Origin of the sequence: Kocuria sp. p3-SID1428, from assembly GCF_025149945.1 — a bacterium.
GTDB lineage: Bacteria > Actinomycetota > Actinomycetes > Actinomycetales > Micrococcaceae > Kocuria.
In genome coordinates this window covers 33,939-59,915 of record NZ_JALXVH010000010.1, presented here as the reverse complement: position 1 = coordinate 59,915, position 25,977 = coordinate 33,939, and the positions used below count along the sequence as shown (strand labels likewise).

31 protein-coding genes and 1 pseudogene are annotated in these 25,977 nt (G+C 69.6%); 11 read left to right on the top strand and 21 right to left on the bottom strand.

Annotated features, from left to right (window positions below; translation table 11 throughout):
* Both M3E84_RS03935 and M3E84_RS03930 read right to left on the bottom strand, forming a co-directional pair.
* Positions 1 to 251: DUF3072 domain-containing protein (locus M3E84_RS03935; protein WP_259894685.1), on the bottom strand; the 251-nt coding region annotated here is incomplete at its 3' end.
* 168 nt (positions 252 to 419) lie between these two features.
* A complete protein-coding gene (locus tag M3E84_RS03930) occupies positions 420 to 998 on the bottom strand; it encodes a CAP domain-containing protein (protein WP_006215406.1) in 579 nt (192 codons plus the stop codon).
* A 484-nt stretch (positions 999 to 1,482) separates the two neighbouring features.
* Here M3E84_RS03930 and tdh point away from each other — a divergent pair, with 484 nt between their 5' ends.
* Positions 1,483 to 2,520: an L-threonine 3-dehydrogenase gene (tdh, locus tag M3E84_RS03925; RefSeq protein ID WP_259894683.1), complete on the top strand. Its 1,038-nt coding sequence runs from the start codon at positions 1,483 to 1,485 to the stop codon at positions 2,518 to 2,520.
* A 60-nt stretch (positions 2,521 to 2,580) separates the two neighbouring features.
* Positions 2,581 to 3,768 (top strand): glycine C-acetyltransferase, encoded by a 1,188-nt coding sequence (locus M3E84_RS03920; RefSeq protein ID WP_259894681.1) that lies wholly within the window; start codon positions 2,581 to 2,583, stop codon positions 3,766 to 3,768.
* A 103-nt stretch (positions 3,769 to 3,871) separates the two neighbouring features.
* Here the strand turns inward: M3E84_RS03920 and M3E84_RS03915 are convergent, their stop codons facing one another.
* A complete protein-coding gene (locus M3E84_RS03915; protein ID WP_259894680.1) occupies positions 3,872 to 5,134 on the bottom strand; it encodes an MFS transporter in 1,263 nt (420 codons plus the stop codon).
* A gap of 103 nt (positions 5,135 to 5,237) precedes the next feature.
* On the opposite strand from M3E84_RS03915, the gene M3E84_RS03910 reads away from it, so the two are divergent.
* Positions 5,238 to 5,714, top strand: a complete 477-nt coding sequence (locus M3E84_RS03910; RefSeq protein WP_259894678.1) for a MarR family winged helix-turn-helix transcriptional regulator — start codon at positions 5,238 to 5,240, stop codon at positions 5,712 to 5,714.
* Between the two features lie 31 nt (positions 5,715 to 5,745).
* Here M3E84_RS03910 and M3E84_RS03905 read toward each other — a convergent pair whose 3' ends face one another.
* The 8 genes and pseudogenes from M3E84_RS03905 to M3E84_RS03870 all read right to left on the bottom strand — a co-directional run.
* Positions 5,746 to 6,921 carry a winged helix-turn-helix domain-containing protein gene (locus M3E84_RS03905; protein WP_259894676.1) on the bottom strand — a complete coding sequence of 392 codons (1,176 nt, stop codon included), beginning with the start codon at positions 6,919 to 6,921 and terminating at the stop codon, positions 5,746 to 5,748.
* On the bottom strand, positions 6,918 to 7,790 hold the full coding sequence (locus M3E84_RS03900; protein ID WP_259894675.1) for a hypothetical protein: 873 nt from the start codon (positions 7,788 to 7,790) through the stop codon (positions 6,918 to 6,920). Before M3E84_RS03900 ends, M3E84_RS03905 begins: the two co-directional genes overlap by 4 nt.
* 3 nt (positions 7,791 to 7,793) lie before the next feature.
* Positions 7,794 to 8,606, bottom strand: coding sequence for an NAD(P)-dependent oxidoreductase (locus M3E84_RS03895; protein ID WP_259894674.1), 813 nt, complete (start codon positions 8,604 to 8,606; stop codon positions 7,794 to 7,796).
* A complete protein-coding gene (locus M3E84_RS03890) occupies positions 8,603 to 9,727 on the bottom strand; it encodes an aromatic acid exporter family protein (RefSeq protein WP_259894672.1) in 1,125 nt (374 codons plus the stop codon). Before M3E84_RS03890 ends, M3E84_RS03895 begins: the two co-directional genes overlap by 4 nt.
* 41 nt (positions 9,728 to 9,768) lie before the next feature.
* Positions 9,769 to 11,166 (bottom strand): sugar porter family MFS transporter, encoded by a 1,398-nt coding sequence (locus M3E84_RS03885; protein WP_259894670.1) that lies wholly within the window; start codon positions 11,164 to 11,166, stop codon positions 9,769 to 9,771.
* Between the two features lie 90 nt (positions 11,167 to 11,256).
* Entirely contained in the window at positions 11,257 to 11,445 is a 189-nt protein-coding gene (locus M3E84_RS03880) for a hypothetical protein (protein ID WP_259894669.1), read from the bottom strand.
* Positions 11,446 to 11,682: 237 nt separating this feature from the next.
* Positions 11,683 to 11,814: a hypothetical protein gene (locus tag M3E84_RS03875; protein ID WP_006215416.1), complete on the bottom strand. Its 132-nt coding sequence runs from the start codon at positions 11,812 to 11,814 to the stop codon at positions 11,683 to 11,685.
* Positions 11,815 to 11,928: 114 nt separating this feature from the next.
* Positions 11,929 to 12,213: pseudogene (locus M3E84_RS03870) on the bottom strand (VOC family protein); the annotation flags it as partial.
* Between the two features lie 371 nt (positions 12,214 to 12,584).
* Between M3E84_RS03870 and hchA the strand changes: the two are divergent.
* Positions 12,585 to 13,445 (top strand): glyoxalase III HchA, encoded by an 861-nt coding sequence (gene hchA, locus M3E84_RS03865; protein WP_259894666.1) that lies wholly within the window; start codon positions 12,585 to 12,587, stop codon positions 13,443 to 13,445.
* Between the two features lie 96 nt (positions 13,446 to 13,541).
* Here hchA and M3E84_RS03860 read toward each other — a convergent pair whose 3' ends face one another.
* A complete protein-coding gene (locus tag M3E84_RS03860; RefSeq protein WP_259894664.1) occupies positions 13,542 to 14,489 on the bottom strand; it encodes a lysophospholipase in 948 nt (315 codons plus the stop codon).
* A gap of 225 nt (positions 14,490 to 14,714) precedes the next feature.
* Here M3E84_RS03860 and M3E84_RS12475 point away from each other — a divergent pair, with 225 nt between their 5' ends.
* The 7 genes from M3E84_RS12475 (at position 14,715) to M3E84_RS03825 (ending at position 18,710) form a co-directional block, all read left to right on the top strand.
* Positions 14,715 to 14,930, top strand: coding sequence for a hypothetical protein (locus M3E84_RS12475; RefSeq protein WP_396415556.1), 216 nt, complete (start codon positions 14,715 to 14,717; stop codon positions 14,928 to 14,930).
* 85 nt (positions 14,931 to 15,015) lie between these two features.
* A complete protein-coding gene (locus M3E84_RS03850) occupies positions 15,016 to 15,255 on the top strand; it encodes a PspC domain-containing protein (protein ID WP_006215424.1) in 240 nt (79 codons plus the stop codon).
* 5 nt (positions 15,256 to 15,260) lie between these two features.
* Positions 15,261 to 15,725, top strand: a complete 465-nt coding sequence (locus M3E84_RS03845) for a hypothetical protein (RefSeq protein ID WP_259894662.1) — start codon at positions 15,261 to 15,263, stop codon at positions 15,723 to 15,725.
* Positions 15,726 to 15,774: 49 nt separating this feature from the next.
* A complete protein-coding gene (locus M3E84_RS03840; protein ID WP_259894661.1) occupies positions 15,775 to 16,503 on the top strand; it encodes a CorA family divalent cation transporter in 729 nt (242 codons plus the stop codon).
* Positions 16,504 to 16,740: 237 nt separating this feature from the next.
* On the top strand, positions 16,741 to 17,100 hold the full coding sequence (locus M3E84_RS03835; RefSeq protein ID WP_259894659.1) for a PadR family transcriptional regulator: 360 nt from the start codon (positions 16,741 to 16,743) through the stop codon (positions 17,098 to 17,100).
* Complete coding sequence (locus M3E84_RS03830; protein ID WP_259894658.1) at positions 17,097 to 18,125, top strand: hypothetical protein; 1,029 nt, start codon at positions 17,097 to 17,099, stop codon at positions 18,123 to 18,125. The genes M3E84_RS03835 and M3E84_RS03830 overlap by 4 nt, the downstream gene beginning before the upstream one ends.
* Positions 18,126 to 18,248: 123 nt before the next feature.
* On the top strand, positions 18,249 to 18,710 hold the full coding sequence (locus M3E84_RS03825; protein WP_259894657.1) for a hypothetical protein: 462 nt from the start codon (positions 18,249 to 18,251) through the stop codon (positions 18,708 to 18,710).
* Positions 18,711 to 18,764: 54 nt separating this feature from the next.
* Here the strand turns inward: M3E84_RS03825 and M3E84_RS03820 are convergent, their stop codons facing one another.
* From M3E84_RS03820 to M3E84_RS03775, 9 genes are all read right to left on the bottom strand, one after another.
* Positions 18,765 to 19,736, bottom strand: a complete 972-nt coding sequence (locus tag M3E84_RS03820) for a PstS family phosphate ABC transporter substrate-binding protein (protein WP_259894656.1) — start codon at positions 19,734 to 19,736, stop codon at positions 18,765 to 18,767.
* Entirely contained in the window at positions 19,733 to 20,053 is a 321-nt protein-coding gene (locus M3E84_RS03815; protein ID WP_259894655.1) for a hypothetical protein, read from the bottom strand. The genes M3E84_RS03820 and M3E84_RS03815 overlap by 4 nt, the downstream gene beginning before the upstream one ends.
* Before the next feature lie 31 nt (positions 20,054 to 20,084).
* Positions 20,085 to 21,314: a Na/Pi cotransporter family protein gene (locus tag M3E84_RS03810; protein WP_259894654.1), complete on the bottom strand. Its 1,230-nt coding sequence runs from the start codon at positions 21,312 to 21,314 to the stop codon at positions 20,085 to 20,087.
* Positions 21,315 to 21,488: 174 nt separating this feature from the next.
* Positions 21,489 to 21,602: a type II toxin-antitoxin system prevent-host-death family antitoxin gene (locus M3E84_RS03805; protein ID WP_259894653.1), complete on the bottom strand. Its 114-nt coding sequence runs from the start codon at positions 21,600 to 21,602 to the stop codon at positions 21,489 to 21,491.
* A gap of 32 nt (positions 21,603 to 21,634) precedes the next feature.
* Positions 21,635 to 21,982 carry a hypothetical protein gene (locus M3E84_RS03800; protein ID WP_259894652.1) on the bottom strand — a complete coding sequence of 116 codons (348 nt, stop codon included), beginning with the start codon at positions 21,980 to 21,982 and terminating at the stop codon, positions 21,635 to 21,637.
* 412 nt (positions 21,983 to 22,394) lie between these two features.
* Positions 22,395 to 22,997 carry a cadmium resistance transporter gene (locus tag M3E84_RS03790; RefSeq protein WP_016997609.1) on the bottom strand — a complete coding sequence of 201 codons (603 nt, stop codon included), beginning with the start codon at positions 22,995 to 22,997 and terminating at the stop codon, positions 22,395 to 22,397.
* On the bottom strand, positions 22,994 to 23,353 hold the full coding sequence (locus M3E84_RS03785) for a helix-turn-helix transcriptional regulator (RefSeq protein WP_006590980.1): 360 nt from the start codon (positions 23,351 to 23,353) through the stop codon (positions 22,994 to 22,996). Before M3E84_RS03785 ends, M3E84_RS03790 begins: the two co-directional genes overlap by 4 nt.
* A gap of 233 nt (positions 23,354 to 23,586) precedes the next feature.
* Positions 23,587 to 25,509, bottom strand: coding sequence for a cation-translocating P-type ATPase (locus M3E84_RS03780; RefSeq protein ID WP_259894651.1), 1,923 nt, complete (start codon positions 25,507 to 25,509; stop codon positions 23,587 to 23,589).
* A 206-nt stretch (positions 25,510 to 25,715) separates the two neighbouring features.
* The gene (locus M3E84_RS03775) at positions 25,716 to 25,955 is read right to left on the bottom strand and encodes a heavy-metal-associated domain-containing protein (RefSeq protein ID WP_007633811.1); all 240 of its coding nucleotides are present in this window, start codon (positions 25,953 to 25,955) and stop codon (positions 25,716 to 25,718) included.
* Positions 25,956 to 25,977: the final 22 nt, after the last annotated feature.

The window sequence follows — 25,977 nt, the reverse complement described above, 5'->3', positions numbered from 1 at the left end:
ATGTGCTCGGACGCCTGCGCCTTGGTCAGATCGGTCGGAACGGACTCCCCCGCCTGCTTGGCCAGGGTGTCCAGATAGGACTTCTGGGACTCGGTCATGGGCTCGTCGCCGCTGACCCACTCCTCCGGGTCCTTCTCCAGGGACGAGGCGCCGCCGGCGTCGCCGGTGGCGCCCATCATCTCCGCGCCGCCCTCGGTGTCGTCCGTGACGGGCGTGTAGAGCTCGTCGTCGCCCTGCGTGTTCTCTGACATGGGAACCTCCTGGATCTGCGGCCGCCCGCGAGGGCGACCGGTTCGGGACATCGGCGCGCATCGCGGGCTCGGGCCTGCGCCTGTGCGCCTGATCTCATCATGGCACCGCCCACCGACGGGACGTCAGCCCCGCGAGGTCGGGCCGCGGTGCGCGCGGGATGCTGCGGATCAGAAGGTGCCGAAGTTCTGCGTGGCGTAGACGTTGCCGTCGGCGCCCTCCGCCAGACCGAAGCCGGCGGCGTTGAACTCGGGATTCATGATGTTCGCCTCATGCGAGGGGCTGTTCATCCAGAAGTCCACGAAGTACGAGGCCGTGGCCTCGACGGAGCCCTGGGAGCCCACGCTGTAGGCGATGTTCTCGGCCATGCCGGTCGAGCCCGCGGCGCTGGTCTGCGCGATGAACGACGGGTTGTGCGACGGCGCGCCGGCGGCGGCCTGCTGGCCCGACCAGTCGGTGCTCATGGCGTCGAGCTGCCCATTGCTCGACAGCGGCGACAGCCCGGCCTGGGAGCGGTGCTCGTTCATCTGGGCGAGGACCTCCTGGGAGACCTGTGCGGAGAACGATGCATCGGAGGCCGGCGCGGCCTCGGGGGCCGGAGCCTCACCGGCCGATGTCTGAGCCTGGGTCTGCATCGGGGTCTCGGCACCCGAGACGGAGACCGCGGCCTGCGCGGGAGCAACGGCGGCGCTGGTGCCGGCGAAGGCGAGCGCGGCGGCTGCGGCGTAGCGAGTGGTCTTCTTCTTCATGGCGTGCTCCTCAGCGGATGTCGATGCGGGCGTGCTGCCCGGAGTCCGCCAGAGAACCTAGGAGGTCACGCAAGACCCGCTCAAATCGCATTCGTTATCAAACCGTGATTGTACCGTGATGGAATTGTAACCTGAACAGTGGCTGAGTACGGCACATCCCTGCCATGACAGGGATGATGTCCTCGCCCACCTCGATCGTCATCGTAAAGCTGGGAGTTCCCCCAGAATCGGTGAGCTCGGCTGCTCGCACCCCGCCTCGCGAGCAGTCCGCGCTGCCGCACGGGTTCTGCTCAACCTTGCGTCGCGATGCTCGCGTGAGCCGCGCCGCAGGTCGTCCAGCCCCTAGGCTCCGAAGAACCCTCCACCCGGTCGTCGCCGTCTTGGCCCTGATCGGATCGGACGCGACCACGACCCGGTGCCACCGCACCGGCGGAGGCGGATCCGCGGCCCCACCCGGCCGACCGTTCGAGGAAAGACGAGCCCCGTGCGCGCACTCACCAAGCTGTCCGCCGACCCCGGACTGGAGCTGCTCGACCACCCGGAGCCGGGCTGCGGCGCCTGGGACGTGAAGATCCGCGTGCTGCGCGCCGGCATCTGCGGCACCGATCTGCACCTGGCCGACTGGGATGACTGGGCCCGCTCCACGGTGGACCCGCCCCTGGTCATCGGCCACGAATTCTACGGCGAGATCGTCGAGGTGGGCTCGGAGGTCACGAGCGTCGCCGTCGGCGATCGAGCCTCGGGTGAAGGCCACATCGTGTGCGGGACCTGCCGCAACTGCCGTGCCGGGCACCGCCACGTCTGCATCGCCATCGAGGGCCTGGGCGTGAACCGCGACGGCGCCTTCGCGGACTTCGTCGTCCTGCCGGCCACGAACGTGTGGGTCCACCCCGCGGATCTGGACCCGGACCTGGGCGCGATCTTCGATCCCCTGGGCAATGCGACCCACACGGCCCTGCAGTGGCCGATGGTCGGCGAGGACGTCGTGATCACCGGCGCCGGGCCGATCGGCGTGATGGCCGCGGCGATCGCCCGTCATGCCGGGGCGCGCTATGTGGTGGTCTCGGATGCCAGCGACTACCGCCTGGAGCTCGCCCGCAATGCCGGAGCGGACGTCACGATCAACGTGACGCGGCAGTCCCTTGCCGACGCGCAGGACACGCTCGGCATGAAGGAGGGCTTCGACATCGGCATGGAGATGTCCGGGGCCGGGCCCGCGGTCTCGGACATGATCAGCAACATGAACCACGGCGGCCGCATCGCCCTGCTCGGGCTGCCGCATCAGTCCTACGACCTGGACTGGGGCAAGGTCATCACCCACATGATCACGCTCAAGGGCATCTACGGACGTGAGATGTTCGACACCTGGTACGCCATGTCGCAGATGGTCGCCACGTCCGAGCGCTTCCGTTCGGCCGTCTCGCAGGTCATCACGCACCGCTTCCCCGCCGAGCAGTGGGAGGACGCCTTCGGGGCCGCCCGCTCCGGCCGGTGCGGCAAGGTCATCCTGGACTGGTCCTGACCGCACCCGCCCCCGCACCGACGACGACACCCCGAACCACCGACCCCCGAAGGAACCACCATGTACGGCACCCTCAAGGATGAGCTGAGCGCCACGCTGCAGGAGATCCGGGACTCCGGGCTCCACAAGGACGAGCGCGAGCTGACTTCCCCGCAGTCCGCCCACATCACCACCCTGAAGTCCGAGGCGCTGAACTTCTGCGCCAACAACTACCTGGGCCTGGCCGATGATCCGCAGATCATCGGCGCCGCCAAGACCGCCCTGGACGACTGGGGCTTCGGCATGGCCTCGGTCCGCTTCATCTGCGGCACGCAGAACCTGCATATCCGGCTCGAGGACAAGCTCTCCGAGTTCCTGGGCACCGAGGACACGATCCTCTACTCGTCGTGCTTCGACGCCAACGGCGGCGTCTTCGAGGTGCTCTTCGGCGCCGAGGACGCGATCATCTCGGACGAGCTGAACCACGCCTCGATCATCGACGGGGTGCGGCTGTCCAAGGCCCAGCGCTTCCGCTACAAGAACGCGGACATGGCGGATCTGCGCGCCCAGCTCGAGGCGGCGGCGGACGCGCGCCGGAAGGTCATCGTGACCGACGGCGTCTTCTCCATGGACGGCTCCTACGCCCCGCTGGATGAGATCTGCGACCTGGCCGAGGAGTTCGGTGCCCTGGTCTTCGTGGACGACTCGCACGCGGTCGGCTTCATCGGCGACGGCGGGCGCGGCACCCCGGAGCTGTTCGGCGTGATGGATCGCGTGGACATCCTCACCGGCACGCTCGGCAAGGCCCTGGGCGGGGCCTCCGGCGGCTATGTGGCGGCCCACCAGGAGATCGTGGATCTGCTGCGGCAGCGCTCGCGCCCCTACCTGTTCTCGAACTCGGTGGCCCCGGCCGTCGTCGCCGGCTCCTTGGCGGCCCTCGAGCTGATCGAGTCGTCGGCCGACAAGCGCAGGCAGCTGCAGGCCAACACCGAGCTGTTCGACTCGCTGATGCGCGAAGCCGGCTTCGACGTCCTGCCCGGCACGCACCCGATCCGCCCGGTCATGTTCCCCGGCGACGACGGCGCCCGCCAGGCGACCCAGATCGCCGATCGCATGCTCGAGGCGGGCGTCTACGTGATCGCCTTCAGCTTCCCGGTCGTGCCGCGGGGCAAGGCGCGGATCCGTGTGCAGCTGTCGGCCTCGCACTCGGAGCAGGATGTGCGCGAGTGCGTGCGGGCCTTCATCGACGCCCGCGACGCCGTGGCCTGAGACCCGCACGCAGCGGCCCGCGCCAGGGCACAGCGACAGGCGGACCCGACGAGCTCGTCGGGTCCGCCTGTCGCTGTCACGGGCAGGGGTCTCGTCGTCGCGCTCAGGCCGCCTGCCGGCGTCGGGCCGCCTGATGCCGGCCGTGCACTGCGTGGTAGAAGATGCCGGCCACGACCACCACGACCGCCAGCCCCGCGTACATGGGGCCGTAGCCGGTGGCCGAGAGGATGGCGCCCAGCAGCACCGGGCCCAGCCCGATCCCCACATCGGCCAGCAGCAGCAGCGTGGAGATCCCGGTGCCGAGCTTGTCGGCAGGCACGGCGCTCACGGCGATGGCCTGGGCGGCCGGCATCAGCGTGCCGTAGCCCAGACCGGTGAGCGCACCGGCCACGACCACCTGCCAGTCCTGCTGGGCCGCGGACAGCACGACGAGCGCCAGGACAAAGCACACGATGCCGAACCACACGACGATGTTGTCCCCGCGCTGATCCTGGACGCGGCCCAGCACGAAGCGCATCACGAGCATGGCCAGGGCATAGGCCACGAAGAACAGTCCGGCGCCGGTGGCGACATCGCGCTGCACGGCGTAGGCGTTCAGGTAGGTGATCACCCCGGCATAGCTCAGTCCGATCAGCACCATGAACAGCCCGATCGGCACGACGGCCGGATGCAGGATCTCCGCGAGCGAGAACTCGGCCTTCCGCGCGGCGACGGCCTCGTCGTGCTCCTCGGCCTCCTCGTCCGTGCGCGCCGGGGTGCCCTCGGCAGGACGGCGCAGGAACAGCGCCAGCATCAGCCCCGCCGTGCTCGCTCCCAGCGCAGCCGCGAACAGGGTCCCGTAGCCGAAGGAGCCGACCAGGAAGAGCCCGAGCGCCGGCCCCACGGCCGTGGCCAGCGTGGTGCCCAGAGCGAAGAAGCCGGTGCCCTCGGCACGTCGGGCTGCGGGGATCACCGACTGCACGATGGCCATCACCGCTGTGGAGGCGAAGGCGTAGGCGAAGCCGTGCAGGATGCGCACCGCGATCAGCAGGGGCAAAGAGGCGGTGGGGAGGTAGAGAGCGCAGGCCAGGATCGTCACCGCAAGGGCCGCGAGCATCACGCGACGGCGCCCCAGCCGATCGACGATGAAGCCGGTGACCAGTCGCGCGACGGTCGCCCCCACCACGAAGGAGCTCGAGGCGAAGCCGCTGGCGGCATCGTCGGCGGCGAACTCGCGCACGGCGTACAGCGCCATGGTGGTGACCAGCAGGTAGAAGACGAGGTACTGCGAGAAGTTGACCATCCAGGCCAGCACGAAGGCCGGGGTGACCAGGGGCTGAGCGCTCGGGTGGTCGATGCGCGGGATCTCACCGGTGGCGGCTGACAAGGATCATCTCCTGGGATCGAGGTTTGTATGATGCAAATCTAGCACTGAGTTTGCACGATACAATTCGAGGTGACGAGATCGCACCACTAAAGGGGGCCGCCGCATGGACGAGCAGAGCGACAGCCGGACGCTGCGGGCGCTGATGTACGAGCACATGCTGATGTCCCGGCACGCGCTGCAGGGCTCGGCCCCCCGTCTGCGCTCGGCGACCCTGGAGCGCAGCGCCGCCGTTCTGCTGGCGCGGCTGGAGGCCTCGGGGCCGCTGTCCGTGGGAGAGCTCGCCGAGGCCTTCGACCTGGACGTCTCCACGGTCCACCGCCAGGTCGCGGCCGCCATGAAGGCCGGGCTGATCGAGCGGGTCGAGGACCCCGACGGAGGCTCGGCCCGCAAGCACCAACCCTCCCCCGAGGGCGCGAACCGGCTCCGCGAGGACTTCCGCGGCCGCACCGACTCCGTGGCCGCCGTGACGGCCGAGTGGGCGGAAGAGGACGTCGAGCAGCTGACTCGCCTGATGCGCCGCTTCAACGAATCGGTCGAGGCCATCCGCGCCCAGCCGTGGCCGCGCCCCGATCCCGAGTGAGCCGCGACCGCCCGGTCCCTGCGGGCTGGAGCTATGCGGAGACCACGACCTCCGAGAGCTCGAGCCACTCGGCCATCGAGCGCAGCTGCGCAGCCAGCGCCTCCCGTGCCGCCCCCGGCGCCTCAGGCTCCCAGGTCAGGCGCTGCACGCGCAGGGCGCCTGCGGCTCGATCGGCCTTGAGGTCCGCTCGTGCGACCAGGGTGTCGCCGTAGACGAACGGCAGGACGTAGTAGCCGTGGCGGCGCTGAGCCGCCGGCGTGTAGATCTCCAGCCGGAAGCGCATGCCGAACAGCGATTCGGTGCGCTCGCGCTGCCACACCAGGGAGTCGAAGGGACTGACCAGGGCTTCCACATGGGCTCTGCGGGGCCGTCGGGCCTCGGTGTGTAGGTAGGCCGGGCCCAGGCCGCGGACCGTCACCTCCTCCAGCTCACCGGCCGCCACCAGATCGACAACGGCGGCGCGGGACTCGTCGGCGCGCAGCCGGAAGTGATCGCGCAGGGTGCGCAGGCTCGCCACCCCGTGGGCGCGGGCGGCGATGCGGATCAGCTCCACATGGGCCTCATGAGCATCCATCTGCCGCGAGCGCTCGAGCAGCTCGGGAGGAAGAATCCGCTCGGGCAGGACGTAGGTGCGCTCGAACTGCTGGTTGCGCCCGCTGCTGATGATCTGCCCGGACCAGAACAGGAACTCCATCGCGGTCTTGACCGCCGACCAGTTCCAGCCCCAGCCGTTGCCGCGGCCGGGGACCTGATGCTCCACGAGCGCGTCGCACTGCCGGGCGGTCAGGGGCCCGTGGGATGCCACCACGGCGAGCACCCGCTCCACGAGCTCGGGCTGCTCCTGGGCGATCCGGCGGATGCCGCCCCAGGCCTCGTCACGGGCGCGGTCGCGGCGGAAGGCCAGCAGCGGCCAGGTCTGCAGCGGGATCAGGCTGGCCTCGTGTGCCCAGTACTCCACGAGGTGTCGGGGCGAGCGGTCGCGCAGGCGGTCCAGTCGGGCGCGGTCATAGGGCCCGAGCCGGGAGAAGAACGGCAGGTAGTGGGAGCGGGTGAGCACGTTGACCGAATCCACCTGGACCACGCCCACGCGATCGATCACCCGGTTCAGGTGCCGCGCCGTGACAGCGCCCGGAGCCGGGCGCGGGTCCAGGAAGCCCTGGGCGGCCAGGGCGATGCGGCGGGCTGCCGCAGGAGCCAGCTCGGTCATCGGGACTCCTGGCACAGCGCGGATTCCAGCTTCGCCAGGGTCCGCGCGCACGTGCGCTGCCCGATCAGCCCCTCCCGGGCATGGGCCGTGGCCTCGAGCCCGTGCTGCGACCACACGATCTGCAGGACGCAGGGGTTCAGGCCGCCGGTGCCGGAGCCGACCATGCCGGTCATCAGGATGACCGGCCGATCCGGTGCCCATCCCCATTCGGCTCGACCCCCGAAGACCTCCCGCAGCACGTGCTGGACCAGCTGCTGATCCAGCGCCACCGGCAGCTGGGCCCGCGCCCCGTCCAGGTGCGTGAGGTGGCGGGTGCCGACCTGCGCACCGAACGCACCTCCGGAGCGGCCGCCGACGGCACCGGGGATCCCGGCCCCGACCCCGCCGCCGATGCTTCCGCCCAAACCGCCGAGCTGCGACAGGCGCCCGTCCAGCATCGCCTCGACCTGGGCCACGGGCAGCACCGGAGAGGGCACCTGCGGTCGAACCGAACGTCGGCGGCGAAGCAGCGGCAGGAGAACCAGCAGCACACCGCCGAGGCCGAAGAACAGGGCACCGATCAGCATGATCGCGACCATCACCCAGTCCCCCGCGTCGGCCGGCCCAGCGCTCAGCCCGCCGGCCAGCATCGCCAGGCACCCCAGGCCCATGCCGATGGATCCCACCCCCATGAGGATCGGGGTGGCGGGGTGATCAGCGCCCAGCAGCTGCGTCAGCCCGATCAGCGCACAGCCGCCGAAGAAGGCGATCACGACCAGGCCGAGCATCACGGGACCGAAGAGCAGGACGAAGACACCGGCCGCCACAAACAGCAGGGAGATGACGAGCAGCAGGATGGCCTTGAGCCGGCCGGGCTGAGATCCGCCCATCGCTCAGGACCCCGACGGCCAGGTGTCGCGGACGGGTGCTCCGCCTTCGACCACGTCCTCGGACTTGCCGGTGAAGCGGGTCCAGGAGTCCTGCGGCCGGTAGCCCAGCTCGACCATGGTGCTCGTGATGTCCCAGCGCCGGTTCGGGTTCTCCGAGATCGCGTAGTACGCCCCGAAGCCGCGCTCGGCCTCGATCGCGCAGCGGAAGACCTGGACGCAGTCGTCGGGGGAGAGCCACATGGCGTGCAGCAGCTCGTCGTCGGCCTCCAGAGGATCCTGGGCGTACCAGCCGATGCGCAGGGCGATGAACTCGAGGCCGAACTCGTCGTGGTAGTAGCTGCCCAGCGCCTCGCCGAAGACCTTGGAGACCCCGTAGAGCGAGTCCGGTCGCGGCAGCGTGGTGGGCAGGACGGGCCACTGCTCGTTCCGGTCCCACATGCCGAAGGCGTGATTGGAGGACGCATAGACCACACGGCGCACCCCGGTCTGCCGGGCCGCTTCCAGCACGCTGCGGGTGCCCACGATGTTGGCGTCCAGGACGTCGTCCCACTCGGCCTGCGGGGCCGATGCCCCCGCCAGGTGCACCACGGTGTCCACGCCGTCCATCAGTGCCAGCATCTCGTCCAGGTCGGTGATCTGCGCTGGGCGCAGCACGCGCTCCTGCTCCTCGTTCCTGGGCGTGCGACCGTGCTGGATGATCTCGTAGCCGGGGCCCTGCTCGTTGAGCCGCTCGGCCAGCAGCAGCCCGATCCCACCGGTGGCTCCGGTGATCAGGACGCGGCGGCTATGGGCAGTGGGAGCTGATGACGTGGTCATGGCTCCATCCTCCCCCGGCGCATGGATCGGCGCACGCGCCGCAGCAGGGTCGTGCTCGGATCCTGGTCGCGCTCCACCGACGGCTCGTGGGAGGCGCCCTCTACCACGGCCTGCGCCGCCGAGGGCTCCACGCCCGCGTAGAGCATCGAGTCCAGGGCCAGAAGGCGGATCATCCGCACTGTGGGATCGCAGTCCCGGGCGGAGCCCAGCTCGGACAGCGCCGCCGGGAAGTCGTCGACGACGCCCTGGCGGGCGCTGCGGCTCGCGGGATCCTCGGCCAGGCGCTCGATCAGTCCCGCGAAGCGCTTCAGGGAGGCACCGTGGGCCATCCGGAACGACGGGTCCGCGGCGATCGCCAGGCGCACGGCCATGATGGCGTCATCGCCCAGCAGGTCCAGATGACCGGCGTTCTCGGTCATGGCCACCAGGGGGCGCCTCCCGGAGCGGCGGGTCAGCGAGTGCCGGGCCACGCGCTGGCTGCGCTCGCGCGCTGAGGCCACATCGGCCAGGTCGTCGCGCGTCTCGCGCAGGCCCGCGAGCGCGTCGACGGCCGCAGCCTCGTCGTCATCCTCCAGAGCCTCGGCGGCCCGGTGCAGCCCGGAACCGACGGACGACAGGGCTTCCGACTCCGCGACTCGCAGCAGCTTGAGCGGATCCGGGGTGAACAGCAGCTGCGTGAACACGAGCGCGACTCCCGCCCCGATCAGGGCGTCGATCAGCCGCTCAGGGCCGGCGCTGCCGTCGGAGATCGACACGGTCAGCACGGCGGAGGCCGCTGCCTGGGCCACGAGCAGACGCGAGCCGCCGGCCAGTGTGGAGATGCTCAGCGACACGAGGACAGCAATGCCCAGCGCGAGCGCCAGATCCGAGACGACCAGGAGGGTCAGCTCCCCCACCACGATCCCGAGCAGGACGCCCAGCAGCAGCTTCAGGGCGTTGAGGCCGCGCTCGCCCAGGTCCGTGTTCAGGGACACGACCGCAGCGATCGGGGCGAAGAACGGCTCCGAGTGGCCCCCGAACCAGCGGGCGAGCAGGAAGGCGAGCAGCGCGGCGGCGGCCCGCTGCAGGATGGTCCACCCGTCCTCGCGCAGCCGATCGCGCACCTCAGCTCTCCAGCTCACCGCACCTCCCCCGTCCTCCTCGGCGCCCTGCGCCAGCAGCCTCAGGCCATCGCCCTGCCCTTGGTCTCGGGCAGGGACTTCCACACGAAGCACACGCCCAGCAGCGCGAAGGCCGTGTACAGACCGTAGGCCAGATCCAGGCCGATACCCGCCAGGACGGGGAAGGTCAGCGTGATCAGCCAGTTCATCAGCCAGTTCACGGCCGTGCACACGGCCACGGCGACGGTGCGGAGGTCCGAGTCGAACAGCTCGCCGAGCATGAGCCACATGACCGGTCCCCAGGTGATGCCGAAGGAGATCGCGAAGCCGTTCATGCCGATCAGGGCGGTGAGCGCAGCCCCGCGAGGCAGAGCGTCCTCGGCGCCGCCGCCCTGGGCGAAGGCGATGGCCATCGCGGCCATGGAGGCGATCATGAACGCGCCGCCGACGATCAGCATGCTCCGGCGCGGGATGCGGTCCATGATCAGGATCGCCACGACCGTGGCCGCGATGCTCAGCCCGGCGGTGAGCATGCTGACTTGGAAAGAGGCGTCGACGGGCACGCCCACCGACTGCCAGATGGTGTTGGAGTACATCTTCACGACGTTGATGCCGACGAGCTGCTGGAAGGCGGCCAGCAGGATCCCGGCCCACACGATGCCCTGGAGCCCCAGCCGGCTGCCGCGCAGGTCCTTCAGCGACGCGCTCTCGGATCGGTCCGCGAGCTTCTCGCGGATGCGCTCGAAGCGGCCCTCGATGTCGTCGCCGCCGGCTTGCTCCATGAAGGCACGGGCCGAGTCGTGATCGCCCAGGCGCACGGCATCGGGCGGGGACTGCGGCAGGCGCAGCGAGATCAGCGCATAGGCCAGCGCCAGGACGGCGACGACGGCGAACATCCAGCGCCAGGCCTCCATGCCCCACAGCTGGGCCGATTCGGAGCCGGCGGCCCGGGCGAGCAGGTACCCGGAGACCAGGCCCAGGAACTGCCCGAGCACGATCGACATCTGCCAGAACGTGCCCATGGTGCCGCGGATGCGCGGCGGGGAGACCTCGCTGACATAGGCCGGGACCACTGCGCTGGCGGCGCCGATGCCCAAGCCTGTGCAGATGCGGAAGACGAGGATCAGCCAGAAGCCGTCGGCGAGCTGCGTGAGAACCGAGCCCACGAGCATCAGGGTGCCGGCCAGGGTCATGACCCGGGTGCGCCCGATCCGCTCGGAGACATCGCCCGAGAACCAGGCACCCGCAGCCGCCCCGATCATCGCGATCGAGGTGATCAGCCCCGTCTGGAACGAACTGAGCTCCAGCGACGGCGCGATGCCGTTGATCGCCGAGTTCATGGTCGACATGTCGAAGCCGAACAGGAAACCGCCGATCACCGCGCCGACCGCGAGCACGGCGATGAAGGCGGTCTGATGACGGGCGGCCGGCCTCGCCTGGGCGGGCGCGGATGAAGTCACGGGGGAACCTCGCTGACGGGGGAAGGAAGAGTGCTGTCCTTCACCGTATCCACGCTCCGGATCGCCCGTGCCCGGGAGGTGAGCCGGGTCTCAGCCGCGCAGTCCTGCGGCTGCCCGGTGGAGGGCGTCGGCGGAGGCGTGCAGGCGCTCGAGCTCGCCGTCGTCGAACGGAGTCCGCTCGATGGGGTGCGCCCCTGAGGCGCTGACGATGCTCGGCACCGGCAGCGCGGCTCCGTCGATCCCGTGCAGGCCCGAGAGCACGGTGGAGACCGTGAGCACGGCGTCACGGTCGTCTCCACGAGCTTCCAGATCGCGGGCTTCGTCGGGACCTCGCTGGCCGCCGGTGTCTACGGCGCGCTCAGCGCCCCCGGCACGGCGAGGAACCGCGCCCCGTGGGGATCGTGAGCCGCTCGTCGAGCAATCGCATGGTGGTGGGAAGCCGTCTGCGCCGGCACAAGGACAGCAGGACCCTGGTGGAGACCAGCCTGTGATCAGGCGGCCCGCATGGCGCGGGGCTCAGCGCAGCAGCCGGCTCAGCAGCCGGTGGGCGCCGCGGCGGCCCATCCGCTTGCCGAGGGCCTCGGGGCCGCGCTGGGCCGCGCGGGCGTCGCCGCGCATCCGTCGTGCCTTGAAAAGCCAGTTCAGCATGGTGTTTTCCTCCTGCGCGTCGTCGGTCCGGCGCGGAATCAGCGGCAGGTGCCGTGGTAGCGGACCGCGTGGTCCGGCTCAGCCTACGGACCCCGTGCGACGGGCGGGAGACCCTCAGTCGCCGCGCATGTCCTGGGCGAGCATCACCACGATGCCGCTGGGCCCGCGCAGGTACGTCAGGCGGTAGACGCCCTGGTAGTCCGCCACTCCGCGCAGCGGGTGGCAGCCGTGGGCGGCCGCCTTCTCCAGGGCGGCGTCGAGATCGTCGACCTGGAAGGCGACCCGGTGCATGCCCAGGTCGTTCGGCTGGGTCGGCGGCATGGGGCTGGCAGGCGGGTGGATGTCCTCGAACAGCTCCAGGACGCCGCGTCCGTCGGGAGTGGACAGCACGGCGATCCGCTCGCACATCCACAGCGGCGGCCGCGCCGGTGTTCACGTGCGCCCCGCCCACCGGTCGAGCACGCAGACCGTGGTGAGCCAGCACGGCTGCCAGCGCCTTGCGCGCGTGGTCGGGGTTGGCGCTCACCCGCTCGAGCCTGCCCGCCTGCAGCATCTGCTCGATCTCGGCCGGCCGTTCAGTCATGGATCTCTCCTGTCATCACGTCGACGACCGGACGCTGGCGGATGGTCTCGACGAAGGGAGAGGGCTCATCCGCCTCCCACTTATGGGAATGGTCACGGGTGCGCTTGAGATCTCGCTGCGACGTCAGAGCAGGCCTGTAGCGTGCGCCGAGATAGATTGCACCGACGAAACTCGTGAAGGGAATCCGATGACCGAGACCACGCAGGACCGCACGCCCACGCAGGACCCAGCGGAGGACGGGGCCTTCTTCCCGTCTCCGTACTCACTTTCCCAGTACACCGCTCCAACCACGGACTTCGACGGCCTGGCCACCGAGGAGCAGTACCGCGGCGGCCGCTGGAAGGTGCTGGTGATCGCCGCCCACGAGCGCTACATGCACATGCGCAACGGGACGTTCTTCTCCACCGGCAATCACCCCGTCGAGACCCTGCTGCCGCTGCACCACATGGCCCAGGCCGGCTACGGCATCGACGTCGCCACGCTCACGGGCGGGCCCGGCAAGTTCGAGTGGTGGGCCTACCCGTCGCAGGACCAGGCTGTGGCCAGCACCTGGGAGGCCGCCCAGGAGTCCTTCAAGACCCCGCGCGCGCTCGCCGACGTCATCGCCGACGGGCTCGACGACTACGCCGCGATCTTCATCCCCGGCGGCCACGGCGCCATGACGGGCCTGCCCGACAGCCGCGAGCTGCGGTCGGCACTGGACTTCTTCCTGGAGCAGGACCGGCTCATCATCACCCTGTGCCACGGCCCCGCCGCCCTGCTGGCCGCGGGCATCGACCGCGAGAAGAACCCCTTCGCCGGTCGCCGCATCACCGCCTTCCCGGATTCCCTGGACCTGGGGGCGAACATCGAGATCGGCTACCTCCCCGGGCAGATGCCGTGGAACCTGGGCGAGCAGCTCACCGCCGCCGGTCTCGAGATCGTCAACGACGACATGTCCGGAGCGACCACCCGCGACGGCAATCTGCTGACCGGCGACAGCCCTCTGGCCGCGAACCAGCTCGGCAAGGATTCCGCGCTCGCGCTGCTGGAGTCGTTCGGCGACTGAGCCGTCCCCTGGAGTCGGCACACCATCGCAGCTCCTGCACCGAGCCCGCCCCGGAGCCTCTTCCGGAGCGGGCTCGGCCATGAAGCCCCCGGCCCTTCAGCTCCGCGCGGTGACTCGGGCGATGAAGCCGAGGATCTCCTCCTCGGCCTCGGCGCGAGTCAGCGGCTCGTTGTGCACCTCGTGGCGGACTTCGGGGAAGACGCGGGTGCGGACGTCGTCATGGCCGCTGCCCCGCAGTCGATTAGCCACGTGGAACGCGCCTTCGCCGAAGTTGGCGACAGGATCCTGCTCCCCCGCCAGGATCAGCACCGGCAGGTCCACGGGCAGAGCGGCGTAGAAGGAGTCGTCGTTCGCCTGGTCGTAGAGGTCCACGAACCCCTTGAGGAACCGTGCGCTCAAGGGCGCCCCGAAGTTGTTGAAGGGGTCGCGGCCGTGGTCGGCCACCACGTCGGCGTCCAGGGCCACCCAGGCCGTGGGGCCCGCGTCCTGGCCGAAGCGGGCCAGGAAGCCGTCGAAGAGCTGTCCCACCAGAAGATCCGGCGCCGGCTCGGCACGGCCCTCTCCGGCGGACAGGCCGGCGAGCATGTCCCGGTCGATCGTCGACTCGATGCCGCGCATCTGCGCCGCGATGCCGCCCAAGGCCAATCCGGCCAGCTCGACATCCGGCTGCGCGGCCAGGACGCGGGCGATCATCGAGCCCCAGCTGTGCCCGAACACGACCACCGGGACCCCGGGCAGCTCCTGGCGCACCCTGGCCAGCAGCGCCAGCTCGTCGTCGACGACCACACGGGCGGCGTCGTCGCCGACATCTGCCCAGATCCCGGACCGCATGGCCGTGCGACCATGCCCGCTGTGATCGCCCGCCGCCACTGCGAACCCCTCGTCCAGCAGCGCGCTGATGAGGTGGAGGTAGCGCCGCGAGTGCTCGCCGAGGCCGTGGACGATCTGCACGATCGCCTTGGGCTCGGCGATCGGCGTGTGCAGCCATGCCTGGATGGTGTCGCGGCCATTTGCCGACGCGAACTCGATCTCCTGCAGTGCCATGGGTGTCCCCTGTGCTGGATGCGCCGCCGGTCGGCGCTGGGAGCCTCAGCATAATTCGGCGCGGCCTGACAGCTCCGGTGGAATGCAGCCGCCCCGCAGCTCACTGCCGGGCGCTGCCGCCGTCCACCGCACGGGCCAGATGGGTCATGGCCAGCTCACCGTGGACCCCCGCGCCTGCCATGACTCCGGCTGCGGCGGGCGAGACCACCATGGTCATGGGCTGGCTTGGCGTTGCCTGCGCTCCAGATCCCCGGGATCGGTGTCATCCCCTGCGGGTTCGTGGGGAGCTGCCACCCGAAGGGCGTCTCCCCGGGACAGGCCGCGGAGTTCTCCACCATGACCCTGCACGCGCTCGAAGCCCACCGCGGGCCGGCGGAGATCCTCACGATCTTCGATCACGACGGCGAGCAGGCGCACCTCCTTGGACGGCCCCAGGGCTGAGGCTCGCCAGACCGGATCAGCCCCTGGCGAGCTCGGGCGGCTGACGCATGCCGTGCGTCGCCACGCGCCGAGTAACGTTGGCTCTATGAACACGATCTTCGATTCAGTGCGCGGCCTCGGCTTCCGACGCGGACCGCAGCGGCTCGCCGGAGGCATCGGCGGCGCGATCGCCGCGCGGCTCGGGATCAACGTGTGGGTGGTCCGCGCGCTGCTGCTCGCCTCCTTCCTGCTGCCTGTGCTGGGCGTGGGCGCCTACGCGCTCGTGTGGGTGCTGACCCCTTGGCAGGACGGCAGCATCCCGCTTGAGCGGGCTCTTCGAGGCTGACGACCGTGGTCCTGGCCTCGCGAGTGCTAGCGCTGCTCAGCGCCGCGCTGTGGGTCCTGAGCCTCACCACGCCCGTCCTCGATTCACGGGACAAGGACGGCATCTCCATGGTCCAGACCGCCCTGGGTGGCACCGAGAGCGGGCTGAAGGCGGACTGGCCGCTGTTCGCCGCGCTCGGTGCGGCCGTGATCCTGTGCGCGCTCAGTGCCTGGATCGGCCGCTCGCGCCGGTGGGCCCTTGCGGCGCTGATCGTCGCGGCCGTGTGGGGCTTCGTCCTCTGGCACATGATCGACACCGCGCCGTTTGCGCTCTGGGACGGCATGGACGCACAGGGCCGACCTACCGGCGGCATGGTCGTGGCGGAGCCCGCGGCCGGTGCCGCCCTGTGGGGTGCTGGCATCGCCGCCCTGGGGCTGGCGGGACTACTCCGGCTGGCGGTGAGGCGGACTCAGGCGACTCGCGCCGACTGACCCGCCAGCCCGGTCCTTGGGACCGGGCTGGCAGCGAGATCGGGGGACAATGCAGTTCGATCCCACCACCGCAGGTGGAGTCGTCCTTGCACGTCATCTGCTGATGGTGCTCCAGGACCAGCGCGAGCATCGGCCCGTCCAGATCGTCTCGAACGATGACGTCTCGCTGCTGGTGGGCCACCCGGAGGACCTTGCCGTCGTGCGCCCCGCCGTGGAGGCCTCGCCGGTGCACGGCCGCGCCGGGCTGGTGGCCGCGGTGACCGCGGTCGCCCAGCAGGCCGAGGACGCCCTGGAGAGGATCGACGACGACAGCCAGCGGCTCGGGGACGAGACGCTGGGGTTCGCTTCTGCGCCGCGACGACGGGAGCTGGGCCGGCTGCGCACGGAGCTGTTCCGCCTCGGCCAGACGCAAGCCGCGCACCGCACCATGCTCATCGCCCACGACGAGCTCTCGGATCTGCTCGAGCAGCAGCATCGCAGCCGCCTGAGCCAGGCCGCAGCCACCTTCGGGGCGAACCAGTCCACCGCCACGAGGCTTTACGCGATGGCCGGGGACGTCCTGGACGAGCAGGCGACCGTGGTCTCGGAGCGCCTCACCGTGGTGGCCACGATCTTCCTGCCGCTGACCCTGGCCACCGGCTTCTTCGGCATGAACTTCCAGTGGATGCTCGACCGTCTGGACTCACCGGCCTCCTTCCTGCTGCTCGGACTTCTTGCCCCTGCCGTCCTGACGGTGCTCACCGTGTTCGGGCCGCGCCCGCTGAACCGCCGGACCTGAGTCGGCTTCTGCCCCAGGGCAGTTCGACGGGAACGACCTCGAGCACCCGGAGCAGGAGAACATCTGCCGTGCTCATCGTGAGGACAGTTCCTGTCCTCACGATGAGCGCCCGCACCATGCCCCTCCAGCGCCTGCAGGAGCTGAGCGCTCGTCGGCCCGAGACCCTGATCTGGGCAGCTCCTGACTCGACTCCGCGAGGGCTCGACAGCCCACTAAGTACATCTCATACTTAGATACATGACAGACGCCGATCCGCTGTGGCCGACCCCCTGGGTGCGCGCCGCCATGGGCACCGCCCTGTTGGCGGTGCTGGCCGAGGAGCCGCTGCATGGATATGCGATCGCCGAACGGCTCGCCGAACGCGGGCTCGGCCGCCCCAAGGGCGGCTCGCTCTATCCGCTGCTGAGCAGCCTCGAGCAGCAGGGCGCCATAGCGGCGTCGTGGTCCCAGGGCGACAGCGGCCCCGGGCGGCGCACCTACCGCCTCACCGACGTCGGACGAGAGCGCCTGTCCCGGGAGCGCGGCGACTGGCATCGCCTGGTCGCAGCTCTCGAGCCCTCTTCTCCCGCAGCTCACTCTCAGGAGGACGCACGATGACCGCGCAGAGCGATTTCCGGGCCGCCGTCGACAGAGTGGGCACCGCCCGCGGAGCCGAGGAGGATCAGGACTGGGCGCTGACCGCAGGTGGTCGGCTGCTGATGGAGGAGGTGCTGGAGCGTCGCATCGTCGAGGCCCTCGACGAGGTCGCCGAGCAGGTGGCCGCGGCACAGGAGCCTGCGCAGGAGCTCTTCGGCGACCCGCTGACCTGGGCGCGGGGGCAGGAGGCCGCCTGGCGCGAGCAGGGCGTGGCCCTGAAGGCGCCGCCGACGACCAGCCCGCGCGACTTCGCGGTCGAGACGCTGATCATCGCGAGCTTCTACGCCGGCCTGTTCCTGCTCTACGAGCTGATCACCTGGTCCTGGGCCGACCCGCTGAAGCTGTCTTTCCTGTTGGCGCCGCTTGCTCTGGCTCTGACGTCGCGGACGATCGCAGCCGTCCACACCGCGGTGACGGCGGCTCGATCGCACACCGCCGGAGTCCTGGCCGCGGTGGCCGCAGCGCTTCCCGGCATAGCGCTGAGCGTGGGCGTCTTCGCGCTCGGCAATCCCGTGACGCTTCCGGGCACGGCCATGCTGGGCTTCCTGGGCGCGGTCGTCGCCTATGCGCTGCTCGCCTGGGCCACCGCACTGGCCTGGCCCGCGCGGCCCGCCAGGACCGCAGCCCCTCACGACGACGCCTCCTGGTACGACGCCCTGGGCGCTGCACTGCGCAGCCGCGGGGACCTCACGGATTCGCGGGTGAAGGAGATCCTGGCCGAGGCGCGATCCCATGCCCAGGAGGCCGGCACCTCGCCTGCCGAGGAGTTCGGGGCGGCGGAGGCCTACGCGCAGCGGTTCGCGCCGAATCGGGCAGTGGCGGCTCGACGCCGGGCCTGGCTGATGACCGGCGTGGCCGGGCTCGCGCTGCTCACCGGCGTGCTCAGCCTGATCGACGGGCAGCTGCGGCCGTGGCCTGTGCTGTGGCTGCTGCTGGTTGTGGTCATCGCTGCGCTGGAGTGGCGCAGGGCGCGCAAGCTGAGCTGATTCCTTCCCGCCGGCGCCGATCATCAGGCCCGTTATGACGAGATTCTCCGCCGGATCGCGATGCTGTGGCGAGCAGAGTCGCCACAGGCCCGGTGGGCACTGGATCACCGCCATACTGAGCCCATGAAGGATCGTCTGGCTCCTCTGGACCTGCCCGACCAATCCGGGCGCATGACGAAGACCCGCGGCTGGCGCCCCTTCCGGGCCTACGGACGGTCCAAGCTCGCGGACATGCTGTGGGGCCTGGAGCTCAACCGTCGGCTCGCCCCGCGCGGGATCCCCGTGATGCTGGCCCACCCCGGCTGGGCGCTGACAAACATCCAGAATCAGTTCGGCGAGCGCGCCAACGCCCTCATCACCGCGGCGACCTCGCCCATGGCGCAATCCGCGGCCGACGGAGCCCAGAACGTGCTGGTGGCCGCCACCTCGGAGCTGCCGCCGTGCAGCTACGTGGGCCCATCGGGCTTCAAGGCGCTGCGCGGCACACCGACCCTGCTGGGCCGCTCCCCCGAGGCCTCCGATCCGCAGCTGGCCCGGCGACTGTGGGAGACGGTCGCGCAGCTCACGGGAGCCGCCCTGAGCTGACGCCGGAGCCGGCGGAGGCCCCGCGCGACCTGCCATCAGGGCCGCGCAGGGCGATCACCGCTGCTCGAGCAGCTCCACCACCGACGTCGAGAGGAACGGATCGCCCCCGTAGAGGGAGCCCGTCTCTCCGGAGTCCAGACGCTCCCGGACCTGGTCGTAGGACGCCTCCGGCAGCCGGTAGAAGAACACCCGCGGCATGATCTCGTAGGCCGAGTCGATATAGGACTCGGTGAAATCCTGCAGCGTCTGGCTCTCATCCAGCTTCTGCTTGTTCACGTACAGGAACAGCGGCCGGGTCAGCGGCTGATACTCACCGGACTGGGCGTTCTCCAGGCTGGGCTCCACGCCGTCGACGGCCACCGTGGACAGCTGCGACCTGGCCTCGTCATCGGCGGAGAGGTAGTTGCCCGCGCCCATGAAGCCCAGGCCGTTCGGCTCCTCAGCGATCCACTCGGTGAGCTCGTCGAGATCATCGGTGGACTCGTAGTCCTCGCGGATCTCACCGGCCTCGCCGGTGACGCTGTGGGTGAAGTACTCGAAGGTCCCGGAGCCGTCGTCGCGGCCGAACAGCTCGATCCGCTCATCCGGCAGGTCCGCACGCAAGTCGGACCAGCGCTCGATCGACGAGTCCGGCTCCCAGATCTGCTGCAACTCCTCGAGGCTCAGATCCTCCACAGCGTCGTTGTCCAGATTGCGCACGACAGACAGCGCATCCAGGCCGATGGGGACCTCGATGAACTCGACCCCGTTGTCCTCGCACTGCTGGAGGAACTCCTGTGTGATCGCCTCGGAGGCGTTGTTGATGACGGTCTCGCCGCTGCAGAAGCGCTCGAAGCCGTCGAGGGTGCCCTCGGCCTCCATGTCGATGCTGGTGCCGGTCTCCTGGGCCACCAGCTCGGTGATCGGGTACACCGTGGCCGAGCCGCCGATGGTGAGGGTCTCAGCGTCGTCCGAGGATCCGCAGGCCGCCAGGGTCACGGTGAGGCCGCTGACGAGCAGCGCGGCGGACAGTCGGCGTCGCATCATCGGCTCCTGTCCTGCGCGGCGTCATCGGCGGGACCGGTCTGCGGCTGCTCACCCGTGTCGCGCAGGCGGCGGAAGTCCGAGACCAGGTCGTCCAGGAAGATCTTGACGCCGGCCCACTTATGGCTGGTCTGAGCCAGGTGCTCCGGGAGACGGTCGATCTGCTGATGCTGCTGAGCGAATCGGCGCTGCTCCTCGAGCTCCTCGCGCAGGCTGCGCAGCGAGGCCTCGGCCTCCAGGAGGATCTGCTCCAGCCTGGCCTCGACGGGCGTGGCGGTCTCGGCGTCCGGGGTGCTGGTGTTCTGGGGCATGTCGGTCATCGTTATCTCCTGGGAGCGGTCGGGCGGACGGTCAGAGCACGACCGTCAGGAAGATGAGCACGGCGGGCACCACGACGAACACGCCCAGTACCCACGCGACGACGAAGAGCTTGTTCCGGGCCCCCAGCTCGCCGAGCAGCGCCGCTCCCTCGAGCGGGATCACCCGCAGGAAGGGAACGCCGAAGATCAGCGCGGTGGCCAGCAGGTTGAACAGCAGGTGCACGAGCGCGGCCTGCAGGGCGAACTGCGCCTCGACGCCGGAGAAGGCGAAGGCCGCGATCAGCGCCGTGACGGTCGTGCCGATGTTGGCGCCCAGGGTGAACGGGTAGATCTGCTTCACGGAGAAGGTGCCGGAGCCGGCCAGGGGCACCACCAGCGCCGTGGTGGTCGACGAGGACTGCACCATGATGGTGATGAGCATGCCGGAGAAGATGCCGGTGATCGGGCCGCGGCCGATGGCGCTGTGCAGGACCTGCTTGGCCCGGCCCACCATGACGACCTTCAGCAGCGAGCCGATGAAGTTGATCACCGACAGGATCAGTCCGATGCCGATGAAGATCAGCAGGATGCCGCCCCACGGCTGCGGGATCCATTCGGCCAGCATGCCGATGAGATCGGCAAGCGGCTCGGTCACCGCCGTGACCCCCGCCCCGATTCCGCCGAAGATCACGGCGACGATTCCGCCGTCGCTGCCCGCCATCTGCTCGGAGAGCCACCCGGAGGACTTCTCGAGGATGCCGGTGAGCATCTCCAGGGGCAGGAAGATGACCACCGCGAACAGGTTGAACATGTCGTGCACGCTGGCTGCCGCGAAGCCGCGGCGGAAGGACTCCTTGTCGCGCACCATCCCGAGCGAGACCAGCGTGGAGGTCAGCGTGGTGCCGATGTTCGCGCCCATCAGCATAGGGATGCAGATCTCCATGGGCAGACCGCCCGCTGCCAGGCCCACGACGATCGAGGTGGTCGTCGACGACGACTGGATCAGCCCCGTGGCCAGCACGCCGATCATCAGTGCGATGAGCGGGTTCTCCGCGAAGGCGAACAGCTCCTCGGCCTGACCGCCGGTGGCCGATTTGAAGCCGTCGCCGATGACGTTGACCGCGGTGATCAGGATGTAGATCCCGACGGCCACGGCGATCCAGTTGCCGTACTCGAGGGCCTTCCCGCTCAGCCCGAAGCGCTCCAGCGGGCTGCGCAGCTGCGCGGCCTCGTCCTGATCGATCGTCTCCGGCGCGAGCTCATCGGCGGTCTGAGTGCTCATGGGCGCTCCAAGGTTCTGACCGGCCGGGAGCCGGCCGCTGCTGGCGAGGGAGTCTGCGCAGTCGCAGACACGCATCGACCCTAGCCGCGCCCGGTGTCCGCCCGGCTGGCGGCAGATGAACGCCAGGTGGCCGAGGTGATGACCGTGGTCGCGGCGGGCACATAGCCGATCGAATCAGGCCACACGACGGCCAGCGCCCCTGGAGGTGATCTCCACGGGATCTCGCTGAGCTGCGGCGATGTCATCGCTCTGGCGGTTCCGGAACTGCGACAGGGTCACACTGGTCATGGCGTCATGAGTACAACTTGTACACGTTGTACTCAATCGTCTTCGGGTCGAGCGCACTGCGCCTCTGCTCGAGTGCCCTCATGACGATCTGCGCCGTGCGCTCCCCCTGCCTCGACCTCTCGAACCAGTGCGGCGTAGGCGTCATCGGGCATGCCGGTCATCTCGCGCATCTGCTGCAGCGCCGCGAGCTGCTCCTCCCGGGGCAGCGATGACGTCATGCGCGCATCCGGCTGCGCGGCGCGGGTCTGCGCATCAGCTGTCCGCGTCGCCTGGAGGTCCTGCGCGAAGGGGTCGATCTCACGGCTGAGGATGCTCAGCCCGTCCGGGAACAGCACGGCCACCTGCTCGCGCTGCTGGGCGATGAAGCAGCCCACCGACACCCTCGTGGGCTCTGCCCCTCCGAGACAGCCAGGCGATAGAGCTCGAGGAGGCTCTCATCCGGCACGTCATTCGCCCTGGCCAGGGCCCCGAGCATCGGCGGCGTCAACGACGGGTGCGGCCGGGGACCGATCAGTCGATCGGGTACCCGGTGACCGGCCCCTTCGTGTTCGGCTCCCACCCGAGCTCCGAGGCCACGTGCTCGGCGAAGCTGCCCAGCAGGTTGAGGTTCAGCCCCGGACCCATGTGGGCGGGGATCGTGAGTGTGGCTTCGTTCGCTTGGTGGCGGGGTTTTTGCAGCGCTCCGTGGCGGTCTTGTTGCCACGATCACGCAGGACTGGCTGCAGGTAGGTGTCGCGGTCTGAACCGAGAGGGGTGCGCCCGGTCGGGGCCGTTTGGATCGCTGCCGCTACGTCAGAGTCCGAAGGCTCCGCCGCTGACGAGGATCACGATGCCGAGGCCGATGAGAACGATGGGGAAGAGGATGTGCTCCCAGCGTTCGAGCACTTCGGCGATCGGGGGGCGGGTGGCGACGAACTTTGCCAGGGCCACCAGGACCGCGACGAGCGCGAGGAAGACGATGCAGTAGGCGACTACTGCGAGAGGTTCCACGCTGAGGAAGACAGGGGTGTAGACGCCGATGTTGTCGCCGCCGTTGGCAAGGGTGACGCCTGCGACTGTCCACACGCCGACCTTCTTGCCGGCAACCTTGGCCTCGTCGTCATCGTCGTCATCGTCTCCGCGCCAGGCCTGCCATGCGGCCCAGAGGCCGAGGCCCAGAGGGATGAGACCGAAGTACGGGATGGCTGCCGAGGGCAGGAATGCTCCGGCACCGATGGTCACCAGGACCGCGGCACCGAGGATGCCGGCGAATCCGAGGTACTGGCCGGCCAGAATGCGGGCGGTAGTGCCGCGCTGGCCTGCCCCTCGCGCGAAGAAGAGGGAGAGCACAATGATGTCGTCGATGTTGGTCGCTGCGAACAGGCCCATCGCCTGCAAGACCGAGGTGAGGATCATGCGCCCTCCCCAGCTGCGTCGCATCCGGGAAGCGAGCAGGCGGGATCGATGCACGGGGCGTCTTCGTCCACTGCCAGGGTGGCATCGACCAGTGCCGTCAGCGCCTGCGCCAGGTGCGAATCGGCGATCTCATATCGTGTCCGACGACCCTCGGGCTCGGAGACGACGATCCCGCAATCGCGCAGGCATGCCAGGTGGTTGGACACGTTCGGGCGTGTCAGGTCCAGATCTCGGGCCAGTTCCGCCGGGTAAGCGGGATGGTCGAGCAGGGTCAAGATGATCCGGGATCGAGTGGGGTCGGCCAGTGCACGACCCAGGCGGTTCATCACGTCGAGACGCGAAGCAATAGTCAGCATGGACTGAACTATACAGCGCGCACTGAACACTCGGTCACAGGCGTCAGCCCAGATCGCATGCCCGTAAGGGGAACCCTCACCGGACACCACCGCTACTTATCGAGAGGAACGACGGCACGGGACTGCCCCGCCGGGTGAGACCTGGAGAGCTCCGGCGGGGCATGTTCAGAGGGTGGTCACGGGCGGTCGCCTCGGCCGTGCTCTGGGTAGTCCGAGCAGCCGAGGCGGCTGGTTCAGGCCACGGCCTTCTGCTCCTTCGCGTTATCGTTGATCTGCTGACGCTTGGCGTCCCGTCCCTGCTCGCCCTTGAGGGTCGGGCGCAGCAGGAGCATCGCGATGGCGATGACCAGCAGCACCGACGCCTCGTGGACCAGCATGCCCAGCGACATCGTCACGCCTCCGAAGAGAACGCCGGCCAGCAGGAGCGCGACCGTGAGCAGGGCGATGGCGATGTTGACTCGCATGGTGCGCACCGTCCGCCGTGCCAGGCCGAGCGCGTGGGGCAGGCGCGGCAGCCGGTCGGCCATGAGCGCGATGTCAGCGGTCTCGATCGCGGCCGGTGAGCCGGCCGCTCCCATCGCCACGCCGATGTCCGCCTGCGCCAGGGCGGGGGTGTCGTTGACCCCGTCGCCGACCATCGCCACGGTGTGACCCTGTGCCTGCAGCTCCTTGACGATGATGAGCTTGTCCTCGGGCATCAGCTCGGCGCGGACCTCGTCGACGCCGAGTTCGGCTGCGACGTTGCGGGCAACGCGTTCGGCGTCTCCGGTGGCCATGATGACCTTGACGCCTCGACCGTGGAGGGCCTTGATGGCCTCGGGCGCGTCGGCGCGGATGGTGTCCGCCACGGCCACGATTCCGATCGCTCTGCCGTCAACTCCCACGAACATCGCGGTCTTGCCCTGTTCGTTGAGCTCCAGGATCCGGTTGAGGCCGGCGACAAGCTCGGACACGGAGTCCGCGGCGGAGTCGGAGGCTGCGTCTCCAGCGGAGCCGAGCAGGTCCGCAGAGCCGACGGCTACCGTGCGGCCGTCCACCTGAGCGCGGATGCCCTTGCCGGCGACCGGCTCGGCGTGCTCAACATGGTCGACTCGCAGGCCCCGCCCCTCGGCTCCCTGGATGATCGCCTCGGCGAGCGGGTGCTCCGAGGCGGTCTCCGCGCGGGCCGCCAAGATGAGGACCTCCTCGGCCGTGTAGGAGTCGTCGAGGACGTCGACGTCGGTCAGCTCGGGGCGCCCGTTGGTCAGCGTTCCGGTCTTGTCGACGACGATCGCGTCGACCTTGGCGGAGGTCTCCAGGTATTCGCCGCCCTTGATGAGGACGCCGTCCTTGGCCGAGCGGCCGATCCCGGCCACGATCGACACCGGGATGGAGATGACCAACGCGCCGGGGCAGCCGATGACCAGCAGGGTCAGGGCGAGTTCGACGTTCCAGGACAGCAGGCCGACAGCGAGTGCGGCGAGCATGACGCCGGGGGTGTAGTACTTGGAGAACCGCTCCATGAAGGTCTGGGTCTTGGCCTTGTCGTCCTGGGCGTCCTCCACCCGGTGGATGATCTTCGCCAGCGTCGAGTCGGAGCCGATCCCCACGGCTTCGACGCGCAGCACGCCGGAGCGCAGCCAGGTGCCGGCGTAGACCTCGGAGCCCTCGGACTTCTCAGCAGGCACGGATTCGCCGGTGATGGTGGCCTCGTCGACTCCCCCGTTGCCGGTGATGACCCGACCGTCGACGGGCACCTGCTCACCGTTCTTCACCAGCACCACTTCGCCGGGGACGAGCTCCCAGATCTCGACGGTTTCCGGCTCGCCGTCGCGCAGCACGGTGGCGGTGTCCGGAGCGGCCTCGACCAGGTCGGACAGTGCCTTGCGGGTCCGGTTGAGGGTGGCCTTCTCCAGCGCCTTGCCGAGGGCGAAGAGGAACGTGACGGCGGCCGACTCCCAGTAGTTCTGGATGAACAGGGCGCCGACGGCTGCCACCACGACCAGCAGGTCGATGGAGATCATCTTGATGCGCAGCGCGTGCCACGCGGAGACGGCGATCGGCCAGCCGGCGACGACGGCTGCCGCGATCATGAGGATGTCCCAACCGGTGACGAGGGCGAGGGCGATCAGCACGCCCGAGGCGGCGACCACACCCCAGGTCTTCCAGGTCTTCATGGTTCTTCCTTCCGTTGAAAGCGGTCCTTTCGGGATCACTTCCAAGCTACGGTCGGGCGACTCCTCGCGCCTTGACACGGATCGAGTCTTCATGGCTTTATCCGACTCAGCTCCAGACAACTGCGGATACAGAGCGCGACCCGCCGACACCGGAAGCGTCAGCGGGTCACTGGCTCTGAAGCAGTAGGCCGGTCAGATGATGTATGTCAGATGGCGGATGGTTTGGCGGTGTAGCCGACTTCCGCAACAGCCTCCACCAGGTCACGCACCGAGACCTTCTGCGGGTCGTGCTGGGCGATGATCCGGCCGGAGGAGAATTTCACCTCGGCCGACTCGACGCCGTCGAGCCCGGTCAGCTTGGTCTCGATCTTCTGGATGCACGACGGGCAGGAGAACTCGTCCGAGCGGAGGGTGGTGGTCTTCAGGGTGGGGGCCGAGGCAGTCATTGGGCTGCTCGTCTCCTTTCGT

Coding starts and splice junctions, on each gene's coding strand:
- M3E84_RS03930 (WP_006215406.1), bottom strand. CDS start 998: ATGAAGAAGAAGACCACTCGCTACGCCGCAGCCGCCGCGCTCGCCTTC.
- M3E84_RS03920 (WP_259894681.1), top strand. CDS start 2,581: ATGTACGGCACCCTCAAGGATGAGCTGAGCGCCACGCTGCAGGAGATC.
- M3E84_RS03910 (WP_259894678.1), top strand. CDS start 5,238: ATGGACGAGCAGAGCGACAGCCGGACGCTGCGGGCGCTGATGTACGAG.
- M3E84_RS03905 (WP_259894676.1), bottom strand. CDS start 6,921: ATGACCGAGCTGGCTCCTGCGGCAGCCCGCCGCATCGCCCTGGCCGCC.
- M3E84_RS03900 (WP_259894675.1), bottom strand. CDS start 7,790: ATGGGCGGATCTCAGCCCGGCCGGCTCAAGGCCATCCTGCTGCTCGTC.
- M3E84_RS03895 (WP_259894674.1), bottom strand. CDS start 8,606: ATGACCACGTCATCAGCTCCCACTGCCCATAGCCGCCGCGTCCTGATC.
- M3E84_RS03875 (WP_006215416.1), bottom strand. CDS start 11,814: ATGCTGAACTGGCTTTTCAAGGCACGACGGATGCGCGGCGACGCCCGC.
- hchA (WP_259894666.1), top strand. CDS start 12,585: ATGACCGAGACCACGCAGGACCGCACGCCCACGCAGGACCCAGCGGAG.
- M3E84_RS03860 (WP_259894664.1), bottom strand. CDS start 14,489: ATGGCACTGCAGGAGATCGAGTTCGCGTCGGCAAATGGCCGCGACACC.
- M3E84_RS03850 (WP_006215424.1), top strand. CDS start 15,016: ATGAACACGATCTTCGATTCAGTGCGCGGCCTCGGCTTCCGACGCGGA.
- M3E84_RS03840 (WP_259894661.1), top strand. CDS start 15,775: ATGCAGTTCGATCCCACCACCGCAGGTGGAGTCGTCCTTGCACGTCAT.
- M3E84_RS03835 (WP_259894659.1), top strand. CDS start 16,741: ATGACAGACGCCGATCCGCTGTGGCCGACCCCCTGGGTGCGCGCCGCC.
- M3E84_RS03830 (WP_259894658.1), top strand. CDS start 17,097: ATGACCGCGCAGAGCGATTTCCGGGCCGCCGTCGACAGAGTGGGCACC.
- M3E84_RS03825 (WP_259894657.1), top strand. CDS start 18,249: ATGAAGGATCGTCTGGCTCCTCTGGACCTGCCCGACCAATCCGGGCGC.
- M3E84_RS03820 (WP_259894656.1), bottom strand. CDS start 19,736: ATGATGCGACGCCGACTGTCCGCCGCGCTGCTCGTCAGCGGCCTCACC.
- M3E84_RS03815 (WP_259894655.1), bottom strand. CDS start 20,053: ATGACCGACATGCCCCAGAACACCAGCACCCCGGACGCCGAGACCGCC.
- M3E84_RS03810 (WP_259894654.1), bottom strand. CDS start 21,314: ATGAGCACTCAGACCGCCGATGAGCTCGCGCCGGAGACGATCGATCAG.
- M3E84_RS03805 (WP_259894653.1), bottom strand. CDS start 21,602: ATGACCAGTGTGACCCTGTCGCAGTTCCGGAACCGCCAGAGCGATGAC.
- M3E84_RS03790 (WP_016997609.1), bottom strand. CDS start 22,997: ATGATCCTCACCTCGGTCTTGCAGGCGATGGGCCTGTTCGCAGCGACC.
- M3E84_RS03785 (WP_006590980.1), bottom strand. CDS start 23,353: ATGCTGACTATTGCTTCGCGTCTCGACGTGATGAACCGCCTGGGTCGT.
- M3E84_RS03780 (WP_259894651.1), bottom strand. CDS start 25,509: ATGAAGACCTGGAAGACCTGGGGTGTGGTCGCCGCCTCGGGCGTGCTG.
- M3E84_RS03775 (WP_007633811.1), bottom strand. CDS start 25,955: ATGACTGCCTCGGCCCCCACCCTGAAGACCACCACCCTCCGCTCGGAC.